The organism is Paenibacillus sp. FSL P4-0127, from assembly GCF_038007325.1.
Lineage (GTDB): Bacteria > Bacillota > Bacilli > Paenibacillales > Paenibacillaceae > Fontibacillus > Fontibacillus macerans.
On record NZ_JBBOWY010000001.1, the window covers coordinates 5,241,297 to 5,267,265 of the forward strand.

Annotated in this window: 20 protein-coding genes; 4 read left to right on the plus strand and 16 right to left on the minus strand. The window is 53.3% G+C overall.

Going from position 1 to position 25,969, the window contains the following annotated elements; genetic code table 11:
- Nucleotides 1–234: 234 nt before the first annotated feature.
- Nucleotides 235–1,227, minus strand: coding sequence for a LacI family DNA-binding transcriptional regulator (locus NYE74_RS23425; RefSeq protein WP_227872637.1), 993 nt, complete (start codon nt 1,225–1,227; stop codon nt 235–237).
- A gap of 88 nt (nt 1,228–1,315) precedes the next feature.
- Here NYE74_RS23425 and NYE74_RS23430 point away from each other — a divergent pair, with 88 nt between their 5' ends.
- Nucleotides 1,316–2,161: an HAD-IIB family hydrolase gene (locus tag NYE74_RS23430; RefSeq protein ID WP_036623983.1), complete on the plus strand. Its 846-nt coding sequence runs from the start codon at nt 1,316–1,318 to the stop codon at nt 2,159–2,161.
- A 6-nt stretch (nt 2,162–2,167) separates the two neighbouring features.
- Here the strand turns inward: NYE74_RS23430 and NYE74_RS23435 are convergent, their stop codons facing one another.
- From NYE74_RS23435 to NYE74_RS23460, 6 genes are all read right to left on the minus strand, one after another.
- Entirely contained in the window at nt 2,168–3,433 is a 1,266-nt protein-coding gene (locus tag NYE74_RS23435) for an Nramp family divalent metal transporter (RefSeq protein ID WP_036628385.1), read from the minus strand.
- 235 nt (nt 3,434–3,668) lie between these two features.
- A complete protein-coding gene (locus NYE74_RS23440; RefSeq protein ID WP_124331505.1) occupies nt 3,669–4,898 on the minus strand; it encodes an MFS transporter in 1,230 nt (409 codons plus the stop codon).
- Nucleotides 4,899–4,988: 90 nt separating this feature from the next.
- Nucleotides 4,989–5,582: a TetR/AcrR family transcriptional regulator gene (locus tag NYE74_RS23445; RefSeq protein ID WP_036623985.1), complete on the minus strand. Its 594-nt coding sequence runs from the start codon at nt 5,580–5,582 to the stop codon at nt 4,989–4,991.
- Between the two features lie 187 nt (nt 5,583–5,769).
- Nucleotides 5,770–8,997, minus strand: a complete 3,228-nt coding sequence (locus NYE74_RS23450) for a cellobiose phosphorylase (protein WP_341005194.1) — start codon at nt 8,995–8,997, stop codon at nt 5,770–5,772.
- 27 nt (nt 8,998–9,024) lie between these two features.
- Complete coding sequence (locus NYE74_RS23455) at nt 9,025–9,264, minus strand: glycoside hydrolase family 30 beta sandwich domain-containing protein (protein ID WP_316561043.1); 240 nt, start codon at nt 9,262–9,264, stop codon at nt 9,025–9,027.
- Nucleotides 9,216–10,259 carry a LacI family DNA-binding transcriptional regulator gene (locus NYE74_RS23460; protein WP_316561044.1) on the minus strand — a complete coding sequence of 348 codons (1,044 nt, stop codon included), beginning with the start codon at nt 10,257–10,259 and terminating at the stop codon, nt 9,216–9,218. The genes NYE74_RS23455 and NYE74_RS23460 overlap by 49 nt, the downstream gene beginning before the upstream one ends.
- A 115-nt stretch (nt 10,260–10,374) precedes the next feature.
- On the opposite strand from NYE74_RS23460, the gene NYE74_RS23465 reads away from it, so the two are divergent.
- On the plus strand, nt 10,375–10,836 hold the full coding sequence (locus tag NYE74_RS23465; RefSeq protein ID WP_316561045.1) for a hypothetical protein: 462 nt from the start codon (nt 10,375–10,377) through the stop codon (nt 10,834–10,836).
- A 28-nt stretch (nt 10,837–10,864) separates the two neighbouring features.
- Here the strand turns inward: NYE74_RS23465 and NYE74_RS23470 are convergent, their stop codons facing one another.
- From NYE74_RS23470 to NYE74_RS23495, 6 genes are all read right to left on the minus strand, one after another.
- The gene (locus NYE74_RS23470) at nt 10,865–13,978 is read right to left on the minus strand and encodes a X2-like carbohydrate binding domain-containing protein (protein WP_341005195.1); all 3,114 of its coding nucleotides are present in this window, start codon (nt 13,976–13,978) and stop codon (nt 10,865–10,867) included.
- Between the two features lie 340 nt (nt 13,979–14,318).
- Nucleotides 14,319–15,281 (minus strand): DUF5643 domain-containing protein, encoded by a 963-nt coding sequence (locus NYE74_RS23475; RefSeq protein ID WP_341005196.1) that lies wholly within the window; start codon nt 15,279–15,281, stop codon nt 14,319–14,321.
- 150 nt (nt 15,282–15,431) lie between these two features.
- On the minus strand, nt 15,432–16,418 hold the full coding sequence (locus NYE74_RS23480; protein WP_341005197.1) for a DUF5643 domain-containing protein: 987 nt from the start codon (nt 16,416–16,418) through the stop codon (nt 15,432–15,434).
- Between the two features lie 162 nt (nt 16,419–16,580).
- On the minus strand, nt 16,581–17,576 hold the full coding sequence (locus tag NYE74_RS23485; protein WP_341005198.1) for a DUF5643 domain-containing protein: 996 nt from the start codon (nt 17,574–17,576) through the stop codon (nt 16,581–16,583).
- A gap of 26 nt (nt 17,577–17,602) precedes the next feature.
- Nucleotides 17,603–18,829 (minus strand): DUF4179 domain-containing protein, encoded by a 1,227-nt coding sequence (locus NYE74_RS23490; RefSeq protein ID WP_124331511.1) that lies wholly within the window; start codon nt 18,827–18,829, stop codon nt 17,603–17,605.
- Nucleotides 18,816–19,373, minus strand: a complete 558-nt coding sequence (locus NYE74_RS23495) for a sigma-70 family RNA polymerase sigma factor (protein WP_227872639.1) — start codon at nt 19,371–19,373, stop codon at nt 18,816–18,818. Before NYE74_RS23495 ends, NYE74_RS23490 begins: the two co-directional genes overlap by 14 nt.
- 198 nt (nt 19,374–19,571) lie before the next feature.
- Between NYE74_RS23495 and hcp the strand changes: the two genes are divergently transcribed.
- Nucleotides 19,572–21,257: a hydroxylamine reductase gene (gene hcp / locus NYE74_RS23500; RefSeq protein ID WP_082207839.1), complete on the plus strand. Its 1,686-nt coding sequence runs from the start codon at nt 19,572–19,574 to the stop codon at nt 21,255–21,257.
- 434 nt (nt 21,258–21,691) lie between these two features.
- Here hcp and NYE74_RS23505 read toward each other — a convergent pair whose 3' ends face one another.
- Nucleotides 21,692–23,218, minus strand: a complete 1,527-nt coding sequence (locus NYE74_RS23505; RefSeq protein ID WP_036623995.1) for an ABC-F family ATP-binding cassette domain-containing protein — start codon at nt 23,216–23,218, stop codon at nt 21,692–21,694.
- 714 nt (nt 23,219–23,932) lie between these two features.
- Nucleotides 23,933–24,364, minus strand: coding sequence for an Lrp/AsnC family transcriptional regulator (locus NYE74_RS23510; RefSeq protein ID WP_036623996.1), 432 nt, complete (start codon nt 24,362–24,364; stop codon nt 23,933–23,935).
- 156 nt (nt 24,365–24,520) lie between these two features.
- On the opposite strand from NYE74_RS23510, the gene NYE74_RS23515 reads away from it, so the two are divergent.
- The gene (locus NYE74_RS23515) at nt 24,521–24,976 is read left to right on the plus strand and encodes a VOC family protein (RefSeq protein ID WP_036623997.1); all 456 of its coding nucleotides are present in this window, start codon (nt 24,521–24,523) and stop codon (nt 24,974–24,976) included.
- 5 nt (nt 24,977–24,981) lie between these two features.
- Here the strand turns inward: NYE74_RS23515 and NYE74_RS23520 are convergent, their stop codons facing one another.
- On the minus strand, nt 24,982–25,857 hold the full coding sequence (locus NYE74_RS23520; protein ID WP_036623998.1) for a helix-turn-helix transcriptional regulator: 876 nt from the start codon (nt 25,855–25,857) through the stop codon (nt 24,982–24,984).
- Nucleotides 25,858–25,969 lie beyond the last annotated feature (112 nt).

Consider the following 25,969-nt stretch of genomic DNA (forward strand, 5'->3'; position numbering starts at 1 on the left):
ATTGGATATAATCCAATAGATTAGGGGAAATCGAATGCGATTTGCAGCTCCCATTGGAAAAGTCCAATAGAATTCGCTCAATTCGCCCGTTTTGAACCCTGCAGAGCTCGATCTATTGGAAAATATTCAATCTAACCACTACATTTTCCACCCAATTTCCAATTCTATTGGATAAATCCAATGACAATGCCGATAATGGCCAGCCAAGGGAGGCAAAGCCGCAGCTTAAGTGCTTTACGACGAACCGCGCTCAATCAGCACGGCCTTATAAGATCGCAACATCGGCGCGAACGCTTCTCCCCGCAGCCGCCGGTTCAAGCAGTCCGTAACATCCCGGACCATGTCGGCAATCCGGTTTTGAACGGTCGTTAATTCCGGCGTGGTCACCAGGCAGATCGGATGGTCGTCGAAGCCGATGACGGCCGTTTCCTCCGGAACGATGACGCCGCAAGTTTTCGCCGCGCGCAGGAAACCGGCCGCCGCCTCATCGCTTCCGGCCACGATTCCGTCCGGCTTTTGCTCAGAAGCAAACAACTCAAGTCCGAGTGCAAAGCCGTCCTGAACTTGATGGATGCCGCCGAATCTCTGCGCCTCCGTACACGGAAGTCCAAAATGGCGATGGGCGCTTTTAAACCCTTCCCACCTTTTATCCTGCAACGGCGTGCGGTGATCCATACAGAAAATCAAGTTCCGCCGCCCCTTGGCCAACAAATGGGCTGCGGCTTGATAAATGGCGTCTGCTTCATCCAAGGCGAACACATCCAGCCATTTCCCCGGAAATGGTTCATTGCAAACCAGGGCAACGCTGGATCCCGCCAGTTCTCTGACCTCTTGCTCCGTAAAAAGAGAATGCGTAATAATCACCGCGTCCATTTCCTGGCGGACCAATTTGCCGTACACTTCCCATTCCAGTTCGCGTGAAAAATACGTCTGATGGACAACCACCTTCAAGCCGTGCTCACTGAAAGATTTGCCCAGCGCGCTCACCAGTTCGCTGAAATAGGGGCGGTTCAAATCGGGGACAATCACGCCGATCATACGATTCGACTGCAGCCGCAGCTGAACCCCGTGCGCATTTCTGACATAGGCGAGCTCCCGCACCGCCCGCAGCACTTTATCCCTGCTTTCTTTCGAAACGTGAGGATGATCGTTCAAGACGCGGGATACGGTCGATTTGGAGACCCCGCTACGGCGGGAAATATCGTGAATGGTTGGAATAAAAACCACTCCTTATTTAAGCTATTGACCTGGGAACGTTCCCGGCATGTATCCTAAGTCTAACCCAATTACTTACCGGGAGGAAGCATATAGAATCATGCGTACATTTCAAACCTCACAGGAAACGTTTCATCTTATTTTGTTCGACTTCGACGAAACCTATTTTCCCCATGAACGGACACCGGAGCAGCTTCGGATGCTGCATGAGCTAGAGGAATATCTGCAGTTGCTTGCCTGGCGTCACCTTGTCAAAATCGGCTTTGTAACCGGAAGCAGCCTCTCGCATATCGAACACAAGATGTCCTTGGCCGGTCTGTCATACCTTCCCCATTTCATCGGCAGCAACCTGGGCACGGAGCTTTGGCAGGCGGAGCCTGACGGGCAGTTCCGGCATAGCCCTGCGTGGGAGAAGATCATCCGGCTGTCAGGCTTTTCCCGCCGCGGCGTGGAAGACCTGATCAGTGAACTGAAGTCGGTATACGGCATCCTGCTGCATGAACAAACCCAGTTTGGCCAAGCCAGGTACAAAATGAACTATTATTACTATTCCGAGTCGCAAGCGAAAACGGCATACGACTTGAATATCATTAGACAATTGGCCTTTAACCTGGGCGTCGGGCTCAACGTCAACGCGTGCAATCCGAAAGCGGGCGACCCCGAAGGGGCTTACGACGTTGATTTTATCCCGAAAGGAACGGGGAAAAAAGCGGTTGCGGACTTTCTGATATCTTCCACAAAAGTTCCCTTCGACAGAACGATCGCTTTCGGCGACAGCGGGAACGATCTTGAGATGTTAAAAGCGGTAAAGCACGGGTACCTGCTGCAAAACGCAACCCGGGAAGCGAAGTCGCTTTATTCCCGGGTTGCTCCATATCCGTATGCGCAGGGAATCCTGCATGTATTAAGCGAGCTTTTTTCGCAGGAAACAAACAATAACTCGTAGCCGAACTCACAACAGCATTTGCGCCAACAGGAACAGATTCAGGCCGACGACCAGGGCGGAGATCAGCCATCCCAATATGCTGGTGAAACGCCGGTTGACCAGACCGCCCATAATGTCCCGGTTTGAAGTAAACATAATAAGCGGAATCAGGGCAAAAGCGATGCCGAACGAGAGAACGACCTGGCTCAACACAAGCGCGTTGGTAGGATTAATCCCCGAAATAATGATCGCCAGCGGCGGTACGATGGTAATGGCCCGGCGGAGATACAGATTGATCCGCTTGTTGATGAATCCCTGCATCACCACGTCCCCGGCCATCGTGCCCACCGAAGAGCTGGACAGGCCGGCGATCAGCAGGCCAAGCCCGAAGGAAATGGCGGTAACCGGTCCGGACAAGCGCGCGAACTCGCGAAAAGCCACGTCCAGGTCCTCGACCACCAGTCCATTTTTGAAAAACAGCCCCGCGGAGACGATAACCATCGCCATATTAACCGCTCCGGCGATAATCATCGCCAGCACGATATCTATGAACTCCAGCTTGAAAATCTTCTTCTTCTCCGCTTCGTTGCGGCCGACGATCCGGTTTTGCGTCAGCGAAGAATGCAAATAAATCGCATGAGGCATTACGGTGGCGCCCAGGATGCCCGCGGCTAGGAGTACGCTGTCCACGCCCTCGAAGCGGGGAGTGACGATGCCCGCGGCGACCGCGCCGAGATCCGGTTTGGCGGCGACCACCTGGAAAGCGAACGCCAATACGACGATCATCACCATGCCGGCGATCCCGGCTTCCAGCGTCCGGTAGCCCCGGCGCTGCAGTTCCAGTATCGCGAACGAACCGATCGCGGTAATGATGGCGGCCGGCAGCATCGGGATGCCGAACAGCAGGTAAAGCCCCAGCGCCGCTCCGATAAATTCGGCCAAATCGGTGGCGATGATGACCAGTTCGCTTTGAATCCACAAAAAGATCGAAACGCCTTTGGGGAACCGGGCATGCGCGACCTCGGGCAAATTTTTGCCGGTGGCGATGCCCAGCTTGGCGGACAACGTCTGGATCAGCACCGCCATCAGGTTGGAAGCGGCGATCACCCATAACAGAAGATATCCGTATTTGGAACCCGCGGTAATATTGGTCGCAAAATTCCCGGGATCAAGATAGGCCACTGCGGCGATAAACGCCGGGCCCAGAAAGGGCAGCAGACGCTTCAGCCCCTTAACCTTCCCGTCCAGTGCGGCATGCGCGGATGCATTAGTCTTTTTCGCTCTATGGTCCATTTTAGCCGGTTGTTGCTGTACAACACCTTGCTCTATCATGTCAATCCCTCCTTAAATGCACATGGGATTTGCCTCTATACATTAAAGTTTCCTCAGTGCAACTTTCTGATTAGAGTATAGTCCTCTTTTTGAAAAATGTAAATACACATTCATGAAATAAAAAAAGCCGGCGGACTGTTTCCTAGTCCACACCGGCTTTTTTAGCCAAATGACATATCAATCGCAGGGCGCTATTTTAATGTTCGAAATCCGCCTGCCGCCCCGCAGTACCGGCGGTCCGCCCCGAAACGGGCCTTAGCGCCAAGAAAAAGCAGATAATCAGGACGATTGCGGCGGAGACGTACGGATAATTGATATTGATATCGAACAAGTAACCGGCGACCAGCGGACCCGCGATATTGCCGAGGCTGGTATACGCCGAGTTAAGACCGGCGACATATCCCTGCTGATCCTCGGCCATTTTGGATAATTGCGTGCCGACCGCCGGCCGCACAATATCGATGGACAAAAACACCAGGAACGTCACCAGGAAAATCAGCCAATATTTGTGGACAAACAGGGTCAGCAAGATGCACAGCCCGCACGTTATCAAGCTGACGGCGATCACCCGCTTCTCCCCGAACCGGTTGAGAATCGCACTGAACACGGTCGCTTGCACGACAGCGCCGGAGATGGAGCCGAACGTGATGATCAGGGCGATATCCCGCGGCGTGAAGCCGAATTTATGATCAACGAACAAGCCGAACACTGTTTCGTAATTGGATACGCCGAACGATAGCACGAAAACGATAATCAGGCTGATAAAATAGGGCTGCCGGTACGAACGAAGCAGTTGCACGAGCAGACTCTCCCGCTTCGGCTGCGGCAAATTTTCCGCCGTTTCCCGCCGCTGCTTGGCGATGTTAAGCGATTCGGGCAGCAAAATAGTCGTAACCACGGCGGCGATAAGCCCGGCAACGGCAGCGGCATAAAAGGGCACGCGGATCCCGAACTCGGCGATAAAGCCGCCGATCCCCGGGCCGATAATAAAGCCCGTCGTAATGGCCGCGTTGATCAGTCCCAACCCTTTGGCTCTTTCTTCGCCCGTCGTGACATCCGCCGCATAGGCCATAACGGCCGGCATAATGAGCGCCGCCCCGATGCCTCCCAGCATTCGCGCCGCAAACAGCAGCACCGGGGAGCTGACCGCCCCGAAGAGCCATTCCGACACGGCGAAAACAAGCATCCCGGCGATGATGATTTTTTTGCGGCCAAGCGAGTCGGACAACCGGCCGGCAAACGGCGAGAACACCAGCTGAGTCAGCGAAAACGCGGCAACCAGCATCCCAACGATGCTGCCGCTGATATGAAGCTCGTTCATGTAAGTCGGCATGATCGGAACGACGAGCCCGATTCCCGTAAAAACCAGGAAAATGTTGATCATCAGCAGCAGAATCGCCCCGTTATTTCGAATCAACAAAGACATACAGTTTTCCTCCAATGATGAATGATAATGCAGGTTTATCTTTTCAATATACTGAACGTTCGGTCTGTATTCCGACAAAAAAACTTAAGTTTATCTCGGGGTTATGCCGCGAAGAAACACGGTCACCGCATCATGATACAACCGTTGCACATCCGCGAATTTAACGACCCGGGTCATCTCGCTTAATCCTGCCAAAAGACTTTCCAGAACAACGCTGAGGGTTTCCGTGTCGCCAGGCGCAAATTCACCGGCAGCGATGCCCTGCTGAAGCAGTTGCTTATTGAAAGCAAAATGGCTTGCGAAAATCTCCGCCATTTTGGTTTTTACATCTTCAGCCAAATCTTCGCTGTTCATAAATTCATCGATCGCTTTCGAAATCGGGTGGTTCAACTCGTCTAGCGCCAGTTGGTCGGCCATCCCGTACAGTTTATCCATCGCCGTAGGATACAAATGCTCCTTCTCTCCCCAGCGCTGCTCCCATTCCTCGTCCCATTCCTTTATTATATGCAGGAATAGGCCTTCCTTACTCTTAAAATGGTAATAGATATTCCCTTTGCTGCTGCCGGAGGCCTCCACGATATCCTCAATGGAAGTCGCCTTGTACCCTTTATTAAAAATGAGCGTTTTGGCCGCGTCGGCAATCCGCTTTTTGGTTTCAAGGGTCTGCTGCAGCTTTTTGTTCATCAGGAACACCCCCTTCTATACTGAACGTTCGTTCTATATCTTAGCAAAAGCAGGCCTGAAATTCAAACATCGCCGGAGGCTCTTTAGGCTTCACTTTTGCCGCTCTGCTTGCCGTTCGCCTTCCCTCATCTCTGCCGGAAAAACGGAAAGGGCCGGGATTCCCCAGCCCCTTCCCATTATTAAACCGCTAGCCCAGCTCAATTTCGATGCGTTGAACCTGGCCGCTGCGGACCGCTTCAGCCAGCGGACCGGCAAGGACCGGACCGTCGACCACAGTCCGGGTCCCGCCCTGTTCTAGCACGGTCAGCCGCCGGATTTCCGCGCGATCGGCTCCGTACGTATTCTTCTTCTGCGGATTGACGTACGTTACGTCCGTCGTGCCGAGGAACCGGAACGAGAGCTCGCCCCGCTCATCGAACAGCCAGCCCGGCAGCTGCGGATTAAACGCCAGGACAAGTTCGTTTCCGTTCATGCGGAAGACGCGTTTTCCGGCCATCATCGCCGTCCACATGCTGAGGAATTCGGCGGTAGAGCCGCTGAGCCGTGCGACATAGCCGCGGCCGTGGGTCTGCGGGTCCGGGTTGACGCTCGTCGCGATAAACGACGAATTTTCCAGCGTGCTGCGCCCGTAGACGGCCGGATCGAGAAACGGAATCAACGACGTGCGCAGCTCGGCGAAAAACTGCTCCGTCAGGCCGCTTTTGAGCAGCGCCAGCAGGTATTTGTAGCTCATGTGCAAAAATACCGACTCCCGCTCCAGCCAGCCCGGCGTAAAGGCGCGAATCCGCCCGATCTCATGGGATTCGCCGTCAAGGCTGACCGAGGTTTTGTACATGCCCAGCCGTTCGTCGAACAAATCGCTTGCGCGGATTTTTTCATAGGCCTGCTTGGCTTCGTTTACGTCCTCCACCGTTTTCAGCCAGCGGGCCGGGCCCTCTAGAAAATGCGGCAAAGCCCGGACCGCGAACTTGTTCACGCGCGCCTTCGGCAGGCCGTAGCCGCTGATGACCGGCTCGCCCTGCCCGTTCAGCACCGGCTCGTACTCCGCGGCTTCAAAAGCAAAATACGTCGGCGTCAGCCCGCCGCCAAGCCGAATGGCCTCGCGGATGCCGCGCTCGATTTTCCCGAGCATCGACCGCAGCGTTCCGCCAAGACCGCCCAGCCGCACCTTGCGCTCGCTGCCCGCAATGCCAAAGCGGATCGCCTCCCGGTAGCGCTCGCGGGCCGCGGCGACCCGGTCCCAGTAATCGAACTGGGCCAGCGTCCCGTTCAGATGCTCCGCCAGCAGCCGCTCCACCTCTTCAAGCAGGTCCGCGATCTCCTCAGGCACGGCGATTTCGCGATCCGCCGCCCCCTCCTCCGCGCACGCCGCTTCGATAAACCGCAACAGCCGTTTCAGCTCGAACGTTTCGCTCATCCCCGAGCCGAACAAGCCCGGCAGGCCGTTCATCGCGTCGTTCCAGCCCGGCTTGTTGGCTTCCATCTCCACGCCCATCCCGAACGGATCAAGCGTGGCGAACTTAATCAGCCCAAGCGACAACAGCTTCACGAACAAGTTGGTGCGGTAAATTTCACCGGTTCCATGGCCAGTTCTCAGCCAGTTCGTGTCTTTTAAGGTCAGCCCGAACTTTTCCATCTTCTCCTCGTCATGCACCAGCGCGCCGTACTGGCGAACGCCGCCCGCGGCGATGACATATTTCTCGCTTCGCGGCAGCACGCGGGCCGGGCTGTCGAAGAAGGCGTACTCTTGCTCCTCAAACAGCAGCCACTCCTTGCGGTCCGGAAAAATATCCAGATAGCTGTCGACCAAATCCATATTGTACGTCCAGTGATCCGACCAGTATCCTTCTCCAAAGGAAGCTTCGATATGCTGATCGGCCAAGGTTAAAATTCCGCTAAGAAATTCGTTTTCAGTCACGTTTAAAGCAATGCCGCGCCCGTTCACGAACGAGCTCAGCTTGCCCGGCGTAAATTTGCCCAGGCACAACTCAGCCAACTCCTCCCGGCTGCCGGTTGCGGCCGTGTCCAGGTAGGCGGTCAGCGCGTCCTTGTTAGCGGCCGGAACCCGGAAGCTGGTGCCTTCCACGCCGAGCGGGTTGTAACCGTCCGCTTGAATCAGGCTGAAAAACATACGGATATTAAACGTCCCGACGCGCGGATTGAAATAGATGTCGCTGCGGCGGTTCTGGTTGGCGTCGCGGAAGTTGCCGTTTCCCTGCGAATAATATTCCGGGGCGATCGAGAAAAAGTTGTAATCCCGCTCCAGATCCCCGTGTTTTCGGGAATACAGATGAATCACGAAGCCTTCCCGGCCGTTTTCGAAAATAAACGGATACCCGCCGCGCAGGAAATTGTCCAGATAGCTTTGCCGGCAGTAAGCGTCGAATAGCGGCAAGGCGGTTTTGGTGGCGATATCCGCGGTCAGGCTCTCCGTAAGCGCGCCGGCTTCGCCGTATTTTTGCGCGAAGTAGGCCGGGCTGGCGATCGCGGGAGCCTTGGCGTTCAGCCGCTCGACGCTGTCGATATGCCCGATCAGCGTATAAACGCAGCGGCTTTCCCCCGGAGCAAGCTCGGCGGATAGGGCCGAAAACGCGCACGGCACCTTGTTCGTGCAGTACTGCGGCTGCGCGGTCAGCGCCGCGAGCGGCTCCGCCGCAAAGCGGTCGGGGTGGGCGAGCGACGTGTTGCCGCCAAAGATGAGCTCGAAGTCGGCAATCGCCGGCAGCTTCCCGCCGTCATCGCCAAAGGACAAATAGAAATGGCCGCTTTGCACCTCGCTGACCTCCGCCTCGTCATGCGTGCTGGAGCGGACGCGGTAATAAGGGATGCCCCGGTCCAGGTTGCCGACCTCCATCCAGCTGCGCAGCAGATTGCCGATCTCCTTGTAGCCCGCGTTCTCCACGCCGTACGGCAGAATCTCCGGCATCCCGTCCAGCAGTTCCAGTTTCAGCGGCGAGCCGGATATATTCGTAATTTCCACCTTGCGCGCCAGCGCGGCGTAATCGTCATTCGGAATGTGAAAATAAGTCACTTTTACCTTGAGCCCCTGCGCTTCATGCGCTTCTTCGATCACAAGCTCATTGGGCAGAATCCGCATGCTCCGTTTGGCCGCCGTATCGGGGAACGCGCTTTGAAACGGCTCGTAGACCCCTTTTTTTTCATCGATTTTCACAAAGGTCCGGAACCCCTTCATCGCCACCGACTGGTAAGTAATGCTCGCCGGGGAAAACTCCATGATCGGGCTGTTTTTGTCCCGGATGCCGAAGCTGCACACCGCCTGACCGCGGTTGACGTAAAACGTCCACATCGGAATCCCCTTCAGGCCGGCCAGGCCGGGCAAAAAACTGGAAAATGGCTTGGCCTGATCAAACTGTTCAATCACAAACGCATTTTGCTCAAAAGAATATATAGACATATGGCATATCCCTCCATGTTGGCCGATTTAGCCTTTGATGATGTAAGTAGCGATCGAGTGCGCCGGCAAAGTTTCCGTGACGTTTTCCCCGCCCAGCTCCAGGACGAAGGACTGCGCCGTTTCGGTTTCGTTCTGCACAACTACGGCCATACCGCCGTAGGAATTGCGAAAAGGAACGAAACCGGTTTCGATTTTTTCGAAAAAAAATGGAGCTGGCTTTAAAGCGCACGGCAGGAATCGCGAACGACCAGCTCCACCGGAACACAATCGCTTTGGATACCGGCCCCGCCTTCTATCGTATAGATTAACATGTCGGCGGCCCTGCTGCCAAGCAAATATGTATTTTGCCTTACCGTGGTCAAAGCGGGCGTTAAGTATTTCGCCATTTGGATATCGTCGAAGCCAACGATGGAAATATGCTCCGGTACGCTAAGCCCATGCGCCTTGATCGCGATCATGGCGCCTACGGCCAAATTGTCGCCGGCAGCAAACACCGCGGTCGGCAGTTCCTCGGCCTGAAGCAGTTCCTCCATCGCTTTTTTGCCGCTTTCGACCGTAAAATCGTAGCTTCCTTGCACGACATACCCGGGATGAACCGGCAGCCCCAGCCGTTCCATCGCCTGCAGATAGCCCGCCAGCCGCTGCTTCCCGGCAAACGTCGGCCCGCCGCCGATATGCGCGATCTTCCGGTGCCCGAGCGAATGCAAATATTCCACCGCCAGCCGGGTTCCCTCCGCGTTATCGGAGCAGATCGTGCTTTTTTGGGCGGTTTCCTGATCCAGCAGAAGGCACGGGAGGCTCGAATCCAGCAGCTCCTGGTAATAGGGATCAGCCGCGTCCGGCAAAATCACGACAACCCCGTCGATGCCGCGAATCTTGCAGTGCTCCAGGTACCCGCTTTTTTTGCCGCCGATGTCCTTGGAAATAAACATCAAATCGTAGCCCCTTGAAGTCGCCACTTGCTTAAAGCTCTCGATCACCCCGCCAAAATACGGATGCAGAATCCCCGCACCGGAAGGCTCGATAAACAGCATGCCGATCGTCCATGAGCGTTTGGTCGTGAGGGAGCGCGCATGCGCATTCGGCACATAACCAAGCTGCTCGGCCGTATCCAGAATTTTGCGGCGTGTCTTCTCGCTAACATCGGAATACCCATTAAACACCTTCGATACGGTCGTAGGCGACAACCCGGTTTTCCGGGCAATATCATATATCGTGATCATGGCTTCGCCCCTCCTTGTCGAAATGCTTGCAAGACTCATGGAAATTGTAGCCGTCCTGTCCCCGGAAAGTCAACCTTGGATCATGTCGTAACTTTATGAAAGAAGCCGATCATAATAGTCCCGAGTAACGACAAAACCGCAGCTTCTCACAACGATGAACAACCGGTTCGCAAAAATAACGGTAATTTATGGCGCTATTATTGTAGTTTTACCCCTCGCTCAAAAAATAGCGGAACTTTTAGTACCTATTTGGGAACCATACTTGGAAAAAGCGTCTCTTTCCCCTCATATGCCAACAATAGCGGTAAAAAATTCCTTTATTTTGGCGGTACCCCTTATTTTTGGAGAAAATAACGCCCTTTTTTCCGTTATTCCACGGCTTTGGGAAGCCTTGACCATCTGTGGGCTCCACAACTTAACCGGGTCAACTCCTCTTCTCAAAAAACAGGCCGGCAAGTGGGCGTTTTTTTCCCATGCCGGCCTGCCTCTATATGACTGCAACCATTGGTTGTGGAGTAAAAAGCGGATCGGCTGCTGCCCATACTCCATTTTTCAGGCATCAACTTCTTGCCTCATGCTCCACTTTTCACGTTTCACTCAATATGCTTCATACTGATTATCCCTTGCCTCTTACCTCTTGCCGCTTAAGGCTCAAGCCCCCATTGCAGGGCCCCGCCAACGTATCCGGTAATTTTGAGCGTTTCCGCATAAGACGTGGAATCAGGGTTGAAGGAATAGTCGTCGCTTTGGTTGTAATTGCTCCAATCTTCCTTGGAGATGCGAATATGCAGGTCGATGGTCTGGCCTGGAGCCAGCGTGCCGGATGCCTCCGCAAAACCGATCTCCGCATAATAGTCGGCCCCATTAGCGGCTTCCGGCAATTTGACAAAGCTTCCGGTTACATTGCCGCTGCCAACTTGAGTCCAGTCGCAGAACAAGTTTTGCCCCTTTTCTCCGTCAACCGTGTAATAATAACGCAAAGTAACGTCTTTCAGCGCGAGCTCCTCCGTCCCGGTGTTGGTTAGCCTGATGCGCGGATTCAGCGTGTTGGCCGTAGACTGCAGCGTTCCGTTGACCGCTTCAATCCGCAGGCTGCCACTTGGCGCCTTAGTTGAATCCACGATCGCAATATTTAGCTGGGCATCGGCCCCGGCGCTGAAGCGGAAGGTCAGCTTCAATGCGCCTGTCGGCTGCGCAGCCAAAAATTCTTGAAGAATCGTCACCTTCGAATCGGTGACGGTGTAGTCTTCGCCTTCCTTCAACTGAGTCGTCCCGTTATAAATGCCGGCAAACGTCTTCTCGTTGAGCGTCAACGCCACAGAGATATCAGCCTGGTTGCCTGGCTTAAGATCGAAAGTGGCCGAGGTTGGCGAAATCGTAGCATTTTGCCCTGGTTCTTCCGGCTCCTGCGGTTCTTCTGGTTCCTCCGGTTCCTGCGGCGTCACCGTCGAATCGCCATAGACGATACCGTAGCCATTGGTTCCAACATAGACGCGCCCGAAAATGCGCGGATCGCCGGTAATGGCCGAATTGGTGGTGCCGTACTGGTGCTGGTCGTCGTTAATGCGCACCCAGCTATCGCCGCCGTCATCGGACCGGAAAAAGCCGCGTTCACCGCCGATTTTCCCGCTTGTATACAGCGCCATGACGTTACGTCCCGGGGCGGGCTTACCAAACCCGATAACGCTCGCTTCTTCCACGCTCGTTAACTTTGTGAAAGTAGCGCCGGCATCGCTGGAATGCCAGAGACCCGAGTTGCCGTCAAATGCTCTGCCGCCGGCCACCCAAACATCCCCTTCCCGACCAGGCATCGCTTTCAGATCGAGATCGCCGGATGCCGGAAGTCCTGTGGCGCTTGTTTTCGTAAAGCTGGCGCCGCCGTCACGGCTGACGTATAGGCTCCCTCCGGACAAAGCGTAAAATAGATTGGAATTGACGCGGTCGGAGGCGACAAGCGCTCCGGCAGGCACGCCGCTGCTGGCGGTCCAGGAATTGCCGCCCTTCGAATAGTGTACGCCGACGTCGGAGGTGCTCCAGACGAGGCTCTCTCCGCGAGCGGCCAGGGCAATCGTGCCTCCGCCGGAAGTGCCGGACGGCTCGCCGCCGGTGTACCAATTCCCGCCGCCGTCGCGGGAGAAGCCGATCGCTTTATCGTTTGGTTTTTCCGACCGGTTTACCGTGGCGACGCGGACGATGAAGCCCGGGTCGAGTTCGGCGTAATCCATATCCACGGTCCCGGCCGGATTCGTAAACATTTTTGCCGGCGCTTGGGTAAGGTCGTCATGCCGGAAGCCGGTCACATCAAGGTTTCCGCTGAGCAGATGAGCGCCCGATGGCGGACTGATCAGGGCGGTGACCGAGGTTTCTTCGATTCCCTCGGCCTTCACTTCCAGGTCGATTTTGCCGCCTTTATCCCATTCCGTTAAATTGTCGGTCCCGTAAATGGTCGCCCCGGTTCCGTACATCATGCGGTCGGAATTAAACGGATCGATCTCCAGATCGCCGATCATCCAGCCGAGTTTCGGGGTGATTTCCGGAGGAATCGGATAGTTCCCGAAGTCAAGCCAAGGAGCGGCGGAAATATCATGGTTGTAACGCAAGGTGCGGCTCGGATAGCCGTTCCAGTCCCAAATGCGGCTCCAGGTCGCTCCGCCGTCAGTGCTGCGGAAAATAATCGCGTCCGGCCACCAGGAATTGAGCGTAGCTACCATGACGGTACCCGGATTCTGCGCGTCGACGGCGAGACCGCCGTATCCGTAATAGTTATCGTCGCTGCTGCTCGGTACCGGGCTGATATTGGTCCATTCGCCAGTGGATGTATTCAGCTTCCACACCTCGCCCTTGGTGCCGTCGTACGGTCCTGCGCCGTTGCTATAGGTAATATACAAGAAGCCATCGGACGATAGGACGCCGTGATGCGGCAAATACCCGCTCGGCTGCCCCGGAACCGCTTCCCAGGTCTCCCCTCCGTCCGTGGAGCGGTATACGCTTTCATTCTTATCCGCTACCCCGACGTAAATCGTCTGCGTCGCTTGTCCGCGCGAGCCCGTTGCAGGATCAAAAGTGATCCAGGCCAATCCGGTGATATCGCTTTGATATTCGTTGTCGGGATTTTCCACATAAGTGCCGGGATTCGGGAACTGGCTTACTTTGCTCCAGGTTTCCCCGTAGTCGGTGCTCTTCCATAAACCGTTTCCGCTGCGGGCGCCAAAATAAAGAACGTTGTTCTGGTTCGGATCAATGACCAGCCGTTCTCCCAACGACCGGCCCGGCATATTGCCGCCGACCTTGAACGGCAGCTCCGTCTCCTCCCACGTTTCGCCGCGGTCGGTGGAGCGCAGGATGCGCCCGTTATGGGGATCCCAGCTGTTCGTATACGTCCCGACCGCCAAATAGAGCCGATCCGGGTCGACCGGGTCCGTGGCGAGCGCGTCGACGCCGCTCTTGCTCCAATCATCCATGCCAACCCAGCCCAGGAGCTGCTTCCAAGTCCCGGTGCCTTGTTCCCAGCGATAAGCGCCCCCGATGTCCGTCCGGGCATAGATGAGGTTGGGTTCGCTGGCGTTAAACACGATCCCCGGAATAAAGCCGCCTCCGCCTCCGGTCATAACGTTTTTCCACACGTAAGGTTCGCTGGCTGCAGGCTCACCTGCAGCCGCCAGCGCCGGGGACGTAAATCCCGAATAAGAGGTTCCGGCGATCATAAACGCAACCGCCAGCACGGACAGTTTTTTTAAGCGATGTTTACTCTTTCCCATAAAATATCCCTCCCAAGTGAGTTATTTTGCCGTCTCTCGTAGTCTCGTTAATATTCGGCAGACAGCAAGCACGCAATCTTTGTTTTTCGACATCCCTCCTTTGGCGAATACCGTCGGGTTTTGTCATACCCGATCCGATAGAGTCTAGTATTGTTTAAATCTTCCAATCATAGATTACCTTATTATGTAATATAATTCAATGTTATATATTACTTTGAAATCATTTCTATTTTTAAGAATTTCCTGGTTTACTCTATTCCAACAGAATGTTATGTAATCTAAAAAAGCTTGCTCTGCGCCACAACACTCGGCGCACAGAGCAAGCCAATAAAGACGACGATTATTTTACTTTTACGGTCATTTCCAAATCCTTGATATAGTTTTTGATGGTTTCACCGTTGCTGTCCTCTTTTGCTGTCCCGTTTGGCTCGAGTTCGTACTGGTAAGCTTTGACCGTGATCGACATGGCGTTTTTACTCAAGGCATCGGTCACAAAATCGTAATATATAACGCCATTATTGTCATTATCGTCACTTCCGTGACCGAAGATCTTTTTAAGTTCTTTGCCTTGATCGTCCACAAGCTCATAATTGATAGGAGAAGGCTTACCCTTTTCCAGCCCTTTTATGATCAGTTGAATTCGGGAGGAGCTGGAAGTCAGATTAAGTTTGCCCAGCGAGACGTTTAGTTTTCCGGATTTTTTGGTCAGATTAGGTTTCAAGGCCTTTCCCTTGGTTTTCTGCAACGTCATATCCAGTGTATACGGCTTGTCCACGCCTTCCAGGGTCACTTTGGCGGTAAGCTTGAACTTGTCCGGAAACGCTTTAAGATTGCCGCCAATCCAGGATGGATCGGCCATTCTAATGTCAAACATGTCCTTTGTGGAACCCTTTCCCTGAGTGATCTGCGTTTTTTGGGCCATAGACTTTCCGCCGCCGTACTCGTGGGCGGGTTTACCATCAATAAAGAGATCGAGGTCTTTAATTGCACCTTTCTCATAAATATCTTCCCCCGTCTTTTCATCATATTTTCCAGTTATTTCGCCAGTAAGCCCTTCGCCGCTCCGCTTCAGGGTAATGCCGACATAGTTGCCGTCATAGATTGCTTGGGAAATCTCCAGCGTGATGCCTTGCTGAGTTACACTTGGAGCTTTGGCCTTGGCCGCACTTAGTGTCCCGCCGCTTTTCGCTGTTGAATTCGCTGCCGCCATAGGTCCGGCCGCTTCGGCAGCCCCCCAGGCCGTACCGAACAACAGTGCGCCGGCCAGCGCCGCAGAAGACATTACCTTGTATGTATTTTTCATTGAAATCCCTCCATTAAATTTTTCCTTTCCTTATATGAGCACGCTATTGGATTAGATGGATAAGTACAACCGAAACGTTATATTTTGAGCGTAAAAAATTAAAAGCCTGCAGCGACTAGCTGCAGGCTCGCCCACTGCCGGATTTGACTTTTACTTAATATTAACCGTCATTTCCAGGTCCTTGATATAGTTTTTAATCAATTTGCCGTTGCTGTCCGTTTTAAATATACCGGGAGAATTTGGATCGTTTGGATCATCGGGTACGAAACCGGGCTCGAAAGCTTTGATTGTAATCGACTTGGCGTCTTTCCCCGAAGCACTGAACACAAAGTCATTATACGTATCGCCATTTTTGTTATTCTCGTCACTTCCATGACCTGAAATCATCGCCATCTCGTTCCCTTGATCATCCACAGCTTCATACATGATATGCGAAGACTTGTTTTTGTCCAACCCTTTCTCAATCAACTGAACTCGGGTAGAGGTCGATGTCACATTAAGTTTACTTAAGGTAACGCTATAATCCCCGCGTTTTTTCGTTAGATTTGGTTTCAAAGCCTTTCCCTTGGTTTTTTGCAACGTCATAGTAAGCGTATACGGTTTGTCCACACCCTCCAAAGTCACTTTGGCGGTAAGCTTGAACTTGTCCGGAAACGCTTTGAGGCTGCCGCCAAGCCAGGATGGATCGACCATTGAAATTTTCATCGTGTCCGGTGTAGCGCCCGGCCCCCGTACGATGCTTGGTCTTTGGGACATAGACTTTCCACCACCATACTGGTAGGCGGATTTACCGTCGATAAAGAGATCGAGGTCTTTAATTGCGCCTTTCTCATAAATATAATCCTCGGTCTTTTCATCATATTTTCCAGTTATGCTGCCGGTAAGCCCTTTGCCGCTCCGCTTTAGGGTAATGCCGACATAGTTGCCGTCATAGATTGCTTGGGAAACCTCCAGCGTGATGCCTTGCTGAGTTACGCTTGGAGCTTTGCCCTTGGCCGCACTCAGCGTCCCGCCGCTTTTCGCCGCTGAAGTCGCTGCCGCCGTCGGCCCGGCCGCTTCCGCAGCCCCCCAGGCCGTACCGAGCAACAGCGCGCCGACCAGCGCCGCGGAAGACATCACCTTATATGCTTTTTTCATTCGAAAAACCCCTCCATGAAATTTGATTTTCGAGAATCTTCTCTTCATTGAGCACTCTATTGGATTAGATGAATAAGTACATCAAAACGTTATATTTTGAGCGTGAAAATTTTAAAGCCCGCAGCAATTCGCTGCGGGCCCACCCACTGCCGAATATGACTTTTACTTAATATTAACTGTCATTTCCAGCTCTTTGATATAGTTCTTAATCGTTTCGCCGTTGCTGTCCGTTTTATAGATGCCGGGAGATGATGGATCGCCTGGATTATCGGGTACGAAATCGGGCTCGAAAGCTCTGATCGTAATCGACTTAGCTTCTTTCGCCGGAGGACTGAACACATAGTCAGTATACATATCGCCATTTTTGTTATTCTCGTCGGTTCCGAAACCGGACTTTAGGTCCAGCAGGTTACCTTGATCATCTACAACTTCATACAAGATACGCGAATGCTCGCCTTTTTTCAGCCCTTTCTCGATCAACTGAAAGCGAGTGGAGGTCGATGTCACATTAAGTTTGCTTAAGGTGACGCTGTAATCCCCATGTTTTTTCGTCAAATTCGGCTTTAGGGCTTGCAGATTGTCCGCGTTTTTTTGCAGTGAAAAATCAAAAGTATACGGCTTATCCACGCCTTCCAGGGTGATCTTCGCGGTTAACTTGAACTTGTCCGGGAAAGCCGGGGAAACCATATCGTCGCTGCCGAGCCAAGAAGGATCGATCAGTTGAACTTCCACCGTATCCGGTGCGGAAGGCGGTCCCCAGCCGAGATTTGGTCTTTTGCCTAGGCCTCCCCCGCCGAACTCGTAGATGGATTTGCCGTCGATAAACATTTCAATGTTTTTAATCGCGCCTTTGGGCCGCTCGTATTCCTCGGTCGCTTCATTAAACTTCCCATCGGTGATGCCGCCGTTATACCCTGTACCGCTCCGCTGCAGCGTAAGGCTGACGTAGTTGCCGTCATACAGCGCTTTGCTGACGGTCAGCGTAATGCCGTTCTGGGTAACGCTGTCGGCTTTGGCCGCGGAAGCTTGCGCCGCGCTGCTCACTGCCGGCGCTTTGGCCTTTGCCGAACCGGCTGCTTCCACTGTTCCCCAAGCCGTTCCACCGACCAGCATCCCCATTAAAGCTGCGGTTGTCATTACTTTATATATATTTTTCATCTCCTGCACCCTCCATATTTCCTTGTTTAATTCTGAAAATCATATAACTTTTCCAAACCCGTCCGGTTTACCGGAACGGTAATCTCCAGTTCCTTCACGTAGTTTCTAACGACTTCTCCGTTGCTGTCGACTTTATATTGCCCCGATTCTCCCGGCTTGGTCGACGGGTCAATATATTCAGGCTGAAACGACTTGAGCGTAACCGTATCCGGAACCTCCTGCAGCCGGTCAAACAGCATTTCATACCGCGCGTGCATCTGTCCGTTATCGTAGTAGATCCCCACGCCACCTACCAATCCCAGATTCCTGCCTTGATCGTCACACAGATCGAACAGTAAATTATTTCTAAGTGGTCTACTTGCTTTATCTTCTACATTGATGTCGAAAACCACCTTCGTCGTAATCGGCGTATATTGGATTTGCTGAAGCGTAAGCGTAATCCCGTTCCACTCTCTCGTTTCTCCAAAGGTTTCAACGAGACGACTCGTGTTTTTGCGAACGGGCAGTTCGAAAACGAACGGCTCCTCAACGCCTTCCAGCCAAAATTTGGCCGTCAGCACAAAACGATCGGGAAGAATCTGTGACGAATCGCCCGTTTCCGAAATGACCGACAACTCGTACAGCGCCGCATTGGGATCGGCTGTCGGCCCTCCTTTTGAACTAAATTTATGATTTTTAGAATTATAAGTTGGTTGGCCATCGATAAGCATCTCCCAATCGCGTACAGCCCCTCTTGGGTAAATCGCATCCCTCTCCCGGCCTTCACCTACGAACTTATGGTCCAGAATTCCCCCGGTAAACCCTTCCCCTTCGCGCTTGACCGCCAAAGTTAGGCGAATACCATCATAAACAACCTGGGGGATACGTAGGGTAATTCCATCATGGGTGACGCTTGCGTCCGTTTCCTCGGCCAGTCCGTGCTCCTCTGCCGTCTGCAGCCCCAGATCGCCGGCCAATTTGAAGATGCCGCCAAGTATGGGGACATTTTTGAGCGATTCGGCCATCGCCGGCGACACCACGGCACTGCCCAGCCCGATCGTCAAAACGGCGATTGCGGCGGCGGCTGCCGCGCCCACTTTAAAGGTCCTGGAGAATCGGGATTTCCGGCCGCTTCGGGTCTGCATCGGAAGATCGGCCAAGGAAGCGTAAACCTCATCCTGGCGGCGGCGAATGATATCGGGAACCTCCCTGACCTCAGTCAACCGTTCTTTGCCGATGTCGCTAAGCGCTTTTTCAAGATCACGCGTTTCCATAAGCCAACTCCTCCTTTCCCATTCGCTTAACCTTGTCGGCCAAAATTCCTCTGGCCCTGTGCAGGCGCGCCCGGACAGCTCCCTCCGAAATTTCCAGCACGCTCGCGACCTCTTTGATCGGCAAATCCTGATAATAAAAAAGATGGATAACGATTCTTAAAGTTTCGTCCAGGTTTTCCACCGCCTCGCGGAGATCCTGCTTGCGGTTCTCTTCATACTCCCCGGTAAACCGCGCCGCTCCCGCCGGTTCCGGCAGCTCCGCCATCACGACGGTTCTACTGCGCATGCGCAGCAATTGATTGCATTCATTGATTAAAATCCGAATTACCCAGGTTTTAAAATATTTCGGCTGCCGCAATGTCGACAATGATTTATACGCTTTAAGCGTTGTTTCCTGAAATGCGTCCGCACAATCTTCGTCACGTCTCACAATGGACTTCGCCAAGCCGTACAGTTCGGGTTCCAGCCTCCGGAAGAGCCGGATAAACGCCTCACGATCCCCCCGCTGCGCGCGCTTGACTTCCAGTACCATATCTTGTTGCACGAATTTCAACTCCTTTTGAGGGCCCTCTGCAAGATTAGATGGGTCAGCCTCTGAAAATGTTATATCTACTTCAAAAAAAGTTCAACGTTCGTTTAGACCCTAGCCCCAATTAGAGTGATTACAATCACCCGGCCGCGGCCGATCCGGCGGTATTCTTCTGTATATCCGTTAAATTCTCCCAAAGGAGGTTATTTTGAAATGAACCAAACAGCTTCGAATCCGGACATTTCGCAGCCGTCCATGTTTTGTTTTCAATGCCAGGAGTCGGCCGGCGGGACCGGCTGCACGATCAAGGGCGTCTGCGGCAAACCGCATGACGTGGCCAACCTGCAGGATTTGCTCATCTATGTGCTGAAAGGCATTTCCTTTTTCTCCGTGGGGACCGAGCTCCCCGAAGCTTTAGACCGGCGTGCATCGGTCTTTATTATGGATTCACTGTTCGCCACGATTACGAACGCCAACTTTGACCGCAACGTGTTCGTCGCCAAAATCCGCGAAGCGCTCGCTCTGCGCGACGAAGTAAGACGCCACTGGGAGGAACAGCGTATAGGCGCTGCGGCGGAGCTTCCCGACGCGGCGGTTTGGCAGGCGGACGACGAAGCGTCGTTTGACGCCAAAGCCAAGAGTGTCGGCGTGCTCGCCACGGCCGATCCGGACATCCGCTCCTTGCGCGAGCTGCTCACCTACGGTCTTAAAGGGATGGCCGCCTATACGTATCACGCCCTTCAGTTGGACCATTCGAACCCGCAAATCGACTTGTTTATGCGCCGGGCGCTGGCCGCCACTTTGGACGACTCCTTAACGGCGGATCATCTCGTCGGTTTGGTGATGGAGGCGGGCAAATATGGCGTTGAGGCCATGTCCCTGCTTGATGAGGCCAATACCGGCACCTACGGCCACCCCGAAGTGACCAAAGTGAATATCGGCGTGCGGAACCGGCCGGGGATTCTGATCAGCGGCCACGATTTGAAAGACCTGGAGGAACTGCTGCGGCAAACCGAAGGCACCGGAGTGGATGTGTACACCCACAGTGAAATGCTGCCGGCTCATTACTATCCGGCCTTTAAGAAATACGATCATTTCGTCGGCAACTACGGCAATGCCTGGTGGCTGCAAACGACGGAATTCGCCGCGTTCAACGGCCCGATTCTGATGACCACCAACTGTATCGTGCCGCCGAAGGCAAGCTACAAGGACCGCATGTATACGACCGGAAACACCGGATTTCCCGGCGTGCGGCATATCCCGGAAGGCCCGGAAGGCCAGCCGAAGGATTTTTCGGAAATCATCGCGCACGCCAAACGCTGCGAACCTCCGACCGAACTGGAGAGCGGCGAAATTGTCGGCGGTTTTGCCCACCACACCGTGACCGGCATCGCCGATCAAGTGGTGGAAGCCGTCAAAACCGGCGCGATCAAAAGATTTTTCGTGATGGCCGGCTGCGACGGACGGATGAAATCGCGCTCTTATTACACGGACTTTGCCCGGGAGCTTCCCCGCGATACGGTCATCCTGACTGCAGGCTGCGCCAAATATAAATACAACAAGCTCGACCTGGGCGATATCGGCGGGATTCCCCGCGTACTGGACGCCGGGCAATGCAACGACTCCTATTCGCTGGCCGTCATCGCCCTGAAATTAAAGGAAATTTTCGGCCTGGAAGATATCAACGACCTGCCGATTTCCTACAACATCGCCTGGTATGAGCAGAAGGCGGTTATCGTGCTGCTGGCCCTGCTGTACCTCGGGGTCAAAAACATCCACCTGGGGCCGACGCTGCCCGCGTTCCTGTCGCCGAACGTCGCCAAAGTATTAATCGAAAAATTCGGCATCGGCGGCATCACGACCGTGGAAGAGGACATGAAGATGTTCCTTGGAGCGTAAAGTATTACGAGAAAGACCTGACCGGCGGTCAGGTCTTTTGTTTATGCAACTTGAGGCGCAACTCCCGCAAAGCGCAAAAGTGCAGGCGATTTTCGTCGAAACGGGAAATCCCTCGAAATAGGCTCGTCAAATGCAAATGCCGAATGTGCAGTTCATTTCCGGTCAAAAGATACTTTTTTGCCGAATAGCTCCAAGTCAGATGTATTTTTGCATTTCATCACTCCAAAATGGCATCTGCCAGGGAAATCAAATGCACTTTTGCAGTTGATCCCGTGTGGCGGCCGGTTCAGGATACATCATCCTGATAGAACGCGAACCCGGGAGCTTATGCCTCCCGCCGCCCGCGTTTTGGGGCTGAACTTTTTGATGGCGCATCCGCACTTAACCTCGTCCCTGCTCTGACCGTTTAACGGTTCCAAAGCTTGATCCGTGGTTTATCCCAAACTAATGACCTTATCCGCCCACTCCCGGTAAAACCGCTCCTCATGGGACACGAGGATGACGCTGCCTTGAAATTGGCGCAAAGCGTCCTGTAAAGCCGCTTTCGTTTCCGCATCCAGATGGTTCGTCGGTTCGTCCAGGATCAGAAAATTGCAAGGCGAAAGCACCATGCCGCACAATTTGACTTTGGATTGCTCGCCGCCGCTTAAAGTGCTGATTTCCTGGGTAACCAGCTCGTCCTTCAAGCCGCATTGCGCCAGGTAACGGCGGATTTCCTTCGTCCCGAGGCCCGGAAACCGCTCCGAAATGATTTGCAGCGGGGTAAGCGCGCCGTTTGCCCATTTCAAATCCTGTTCGAAATACCCGACTTTGGCCTGCTCCGAAAACCGGAACCGCCCGGAAACCGCGGCAATCCGCCCAACCAGCGTATTCAGCAGCGTCGATTTGCCGATCCCGTTGAACCCGGTAATCACGAGCTTTTGTCCCCCCATTACGGAAAAATGGATTTTCGGCAACAGCGGAGCGCCATACCCGACCTCAAGATCGCTGACTTTGAGCGAGGTTTGCGCGGACAGCGGCAGCTCGCGGAAACGGATCGATGGCTTATGGGTAAACGCGGGCGGAGCCAGCTTTTCCATCCGTTCGAGCTGCTTCCTGCGCCCCTGGGCAATTTTGGAGTTGACGCCGGCGATATTCCGGCGGATATACTCCTCCGTTTTTTCGATCTTTTTCTGCTGAGCATGATACCGGCGCACGTAATCCTCCCGCAGATGCTCCTTTTGCCGCAGGAAGTCGGAGTATTTGCCGTAATATTTTTTGATCGTTCCGAACTCGATGTCACAGATACAGGTCGTCACTTTCTCCAAAAACTCGAAGTCATGGGACACAACGATAAAGGCGCCGGCAAAATCCGCCAGATAACCTGCGAGCCACGCGACATGCTCCTTATCCAGAAAATTCGTCGGTTCATCCAGCAGCAAAACGTCCGGTTCTTCAATTAAAAGTTTGGCCAATATTACCTTCGCCCGCTGTCCACCGCTTAGCTCCCCGATTTGGCGCTGTAAGCCGATAGCGTCGAGGCCAAGTCCTGAAGCGACCTTTAGAATCTGGCTGTCGATCAAGTAAAAATCCCGGGCCTCCAGCTTCTCCTGATATTCCGCAGCCTGGAGCAAAGCGGCGGTATCGCCGCTAGCCCCACATTCCTCGTACAACCGGTTCATGCGGCGCTCCATCTCGAACAAATCGGCATACGCCGTTTTCAGATATTCGGCAATCGTATCGTTTCCGTCGATTTCGGCATATTGGTCCAAGTGTCCAATCTGAATCTGCGACTGCCACTTGACGCTGCCTTGATCCGGCATGATTTCGCCCAGCAAGACGCGGATCAGCGTGCTTTTTCCGGCCCCGTTTTGGCCGACGATCCCCATGTGTTCGCCTTTAAATAATTCAAAGGAAGCATTGTCGTACAACTTTTTGTCTCCAAAACTATGCGATAGGTTTTCAACTTGAAGTAAGCTCATTTTTTATCCTCTTTTCTTGGCTCTGACCAGCACATTTTTACGCTAACGGTTGCCATTGCGCTTATTAGGCCGAAAAGATGGGGGGCCTTTTCTAATGGTTGTCGGCACGCTTATTGGTGCAAAACAGCCCCTTTTCCCAAGAAAAACCGGGAAATAAGCTACCTGGCAACCGCTACATTTCGAAACTCCCCATTTTGGCTCAATTAGCCGCGCTCACAACCGTTAGATTTTTCGCACCGTATAGCGAAATAAAAAAAAGCAGAGAGCGGCGTCCTTCGGACGCCGGCCCTCTGCTTGATGATTAAGGCGCAAGTTAGCCGAACGGTAAAAACGTACGGCGAACTCGCGGCCAAATACAAAGGGCCATCGACAAGCATTGTCGACGGCCCTTACGCTCAATCGGCTAATGGTCACACTTAAAGAAGCATAGTAAACCTACGCTTTTTAATAAAGACCATTCAGCCGATGAATATAGGAAGCTTTACGCTCCCCCATTAAGCTCCGCACAACGCTTCATCGTGTTCATTTGTACGGAGCGGCGTGTTCTGACGAGTTTTACCAGCTTGATATACAACATTTCAAGCACCTTCCTTATAGAGAACGTTCAAAAAGTCATCCGACTTTTTGAGCACGCATTTATACAGATGAAATATTAACATATGCCGGAGCACCGATGCAAACTTATGCCGGATTTTCCGTTTGAAAATATTCAGCCTAGAGAATAACTCTATTTTCGATAATATTTTTCGTACCTATATGCGATTTCGAAGGCCCAAACTTCATAATCGCATCCTGAAATTCGGCCAACTCTTTGACAGATGGAACCTGAAGCTTGATCAGGTAATTATACTCCCCGCTAATCCGCACCAAATCCGACACTTCGGGCGCCTGTTCGCAAAACGCTTCAAGCTGTCGGCACAGCTCCGTTTTCAGCAGAATAAAAGCGTTCGTTCCCCGTTCCATTTCCCGCAAGTTAAGCGTTATCGTATATCCGGAAATCACGTAGTTTTCTTCCAGTTTGACGATCCTTTCTTTAACGGAAGGCTGCGACATAGACACTTCTTTGCTGATTTGCGAGATCGGCGTCCGGGAATTGCGTTGCAGGATCCGCAAAATTTTTTTATCGACATCATCGATGGGTTTCATCGTCAAGTACCTCCTGGAGCTTATTGCGAAATTAAAGAAATCGGTGTGAAAAAACTTATATTTTGAAAATATAATACAAAAAACACTTACAATTTGCATGTTTTAATACGGCTAAGCCTTCGTATAATCAACTCATAACAATAAGGAGGGATGCAAATGAGCATCAAAGGACTCGCCCACGCGGCTATCCGCGCCAAGGATTATCAAGCAACCATCGCATTTTATACAGAGGTGTTCGGATTCAAGCTCGGCCACCATTGGAATCTTCCGGCTTTCCGGATTACCGACGCCTCCATGCTGATTTCGCCCGACGGGCGGACATGCATCGAGGTTTTCGACAACGAAGCGGCCGTTCCCGCACAAGGCAAAAATGCGCTCGCGGACGAAGATGCCGTTTCCGGAGCTTTGCTGCATATCGCCTTTTACGTCGACGATGTCGACGCTGTATACCGCAAAGCGCTCGACCATGGGGCCAAGCCCTATATCGAGCCGGATAACCTGACGCTTGGCGATCCGCCTCTGGTGATCAGAAGCGCCGTGATTCACAGCCCCAACGGAGAGGTCGTCGAAATCCTGGAGGACGTGGATTTTGATCTGTCCCAGCCAAAGTAAATGCTCTATCCGTCATCGCGGCGAACTTGGCGATAGACATAGCGGTATTCGCTTGGCGGCAGACCGGTCGCCTTTTTGAACTGGCGCGAGAAATAAAGGGCGTCGTTAAAGCCGACCGAAGCGGCGATCTGGTCCACGGTGAGCGGTCCGGCCAAAAGTTCCTTCGCCTTCTCGATCCGCACTTTCATTAAATACTGTTTCGGTGAAAGTCCCGTTCGCGCCTTGAAAGCATGAAACAGATGGGCGCGGTGGTAGCCGAGCCTACGTGACAGCTCGCCGATGCTGATCGGCTGGTAGTATTGCAGCGTAATCCAGCGGACCGCCTGCTCCACCTGCCGGTCGATCATCGCGGGCTCACTCGTTTCGGGGGCAGGCAGCAATTGCCGGTTCGCGAGTCCGAACTGATGGAACAACAGCGTCAGCCATCCCGACGCCTCCAGGCTCTCCAGCCTCGGGTCGTCCGCATGCCGGAACGCCGACCGAATCCGGGTGTAAGGGCGATGCAAGGCCGCGATGTCCCCGGAATGGCAAACAGGACTGCCCGGCGTAATGCCGACGTCGGCCAGCTGCCTGGAGACGCCCGCTCCTTTTAAGGCGACCCATGCATAATGCCACGGATTTTGCGAATCGGCCTCATACGAAAACAATACGCCCGGAAAAATGACGAAAGTATCACCGGGACAGCAGCGGCGGTATTGATCCTTCCAGCGAAACTCCCCTTCCCCCTCCAGGACGCTGTGGATGAGAAAATAGTCATGGACGGACGGTCCGATTTTATGAGCGGGATGAGGGCGGCCTTCTCCGCTGAACAGCAGGGTGACGTCTTTTTCCCGGAAATCGGGATTGATGTTGTCTTCAAACATGTAATGGTCGGAAATCATCACAAACCTCCGGATCAAGACATTTTCGGCTTCCTTGCCAGTTTACCGTATTCAAAATCCCCCATACAACATTTATCTATATCTATCTTCGATTCCTCCATACTTTTCCCCT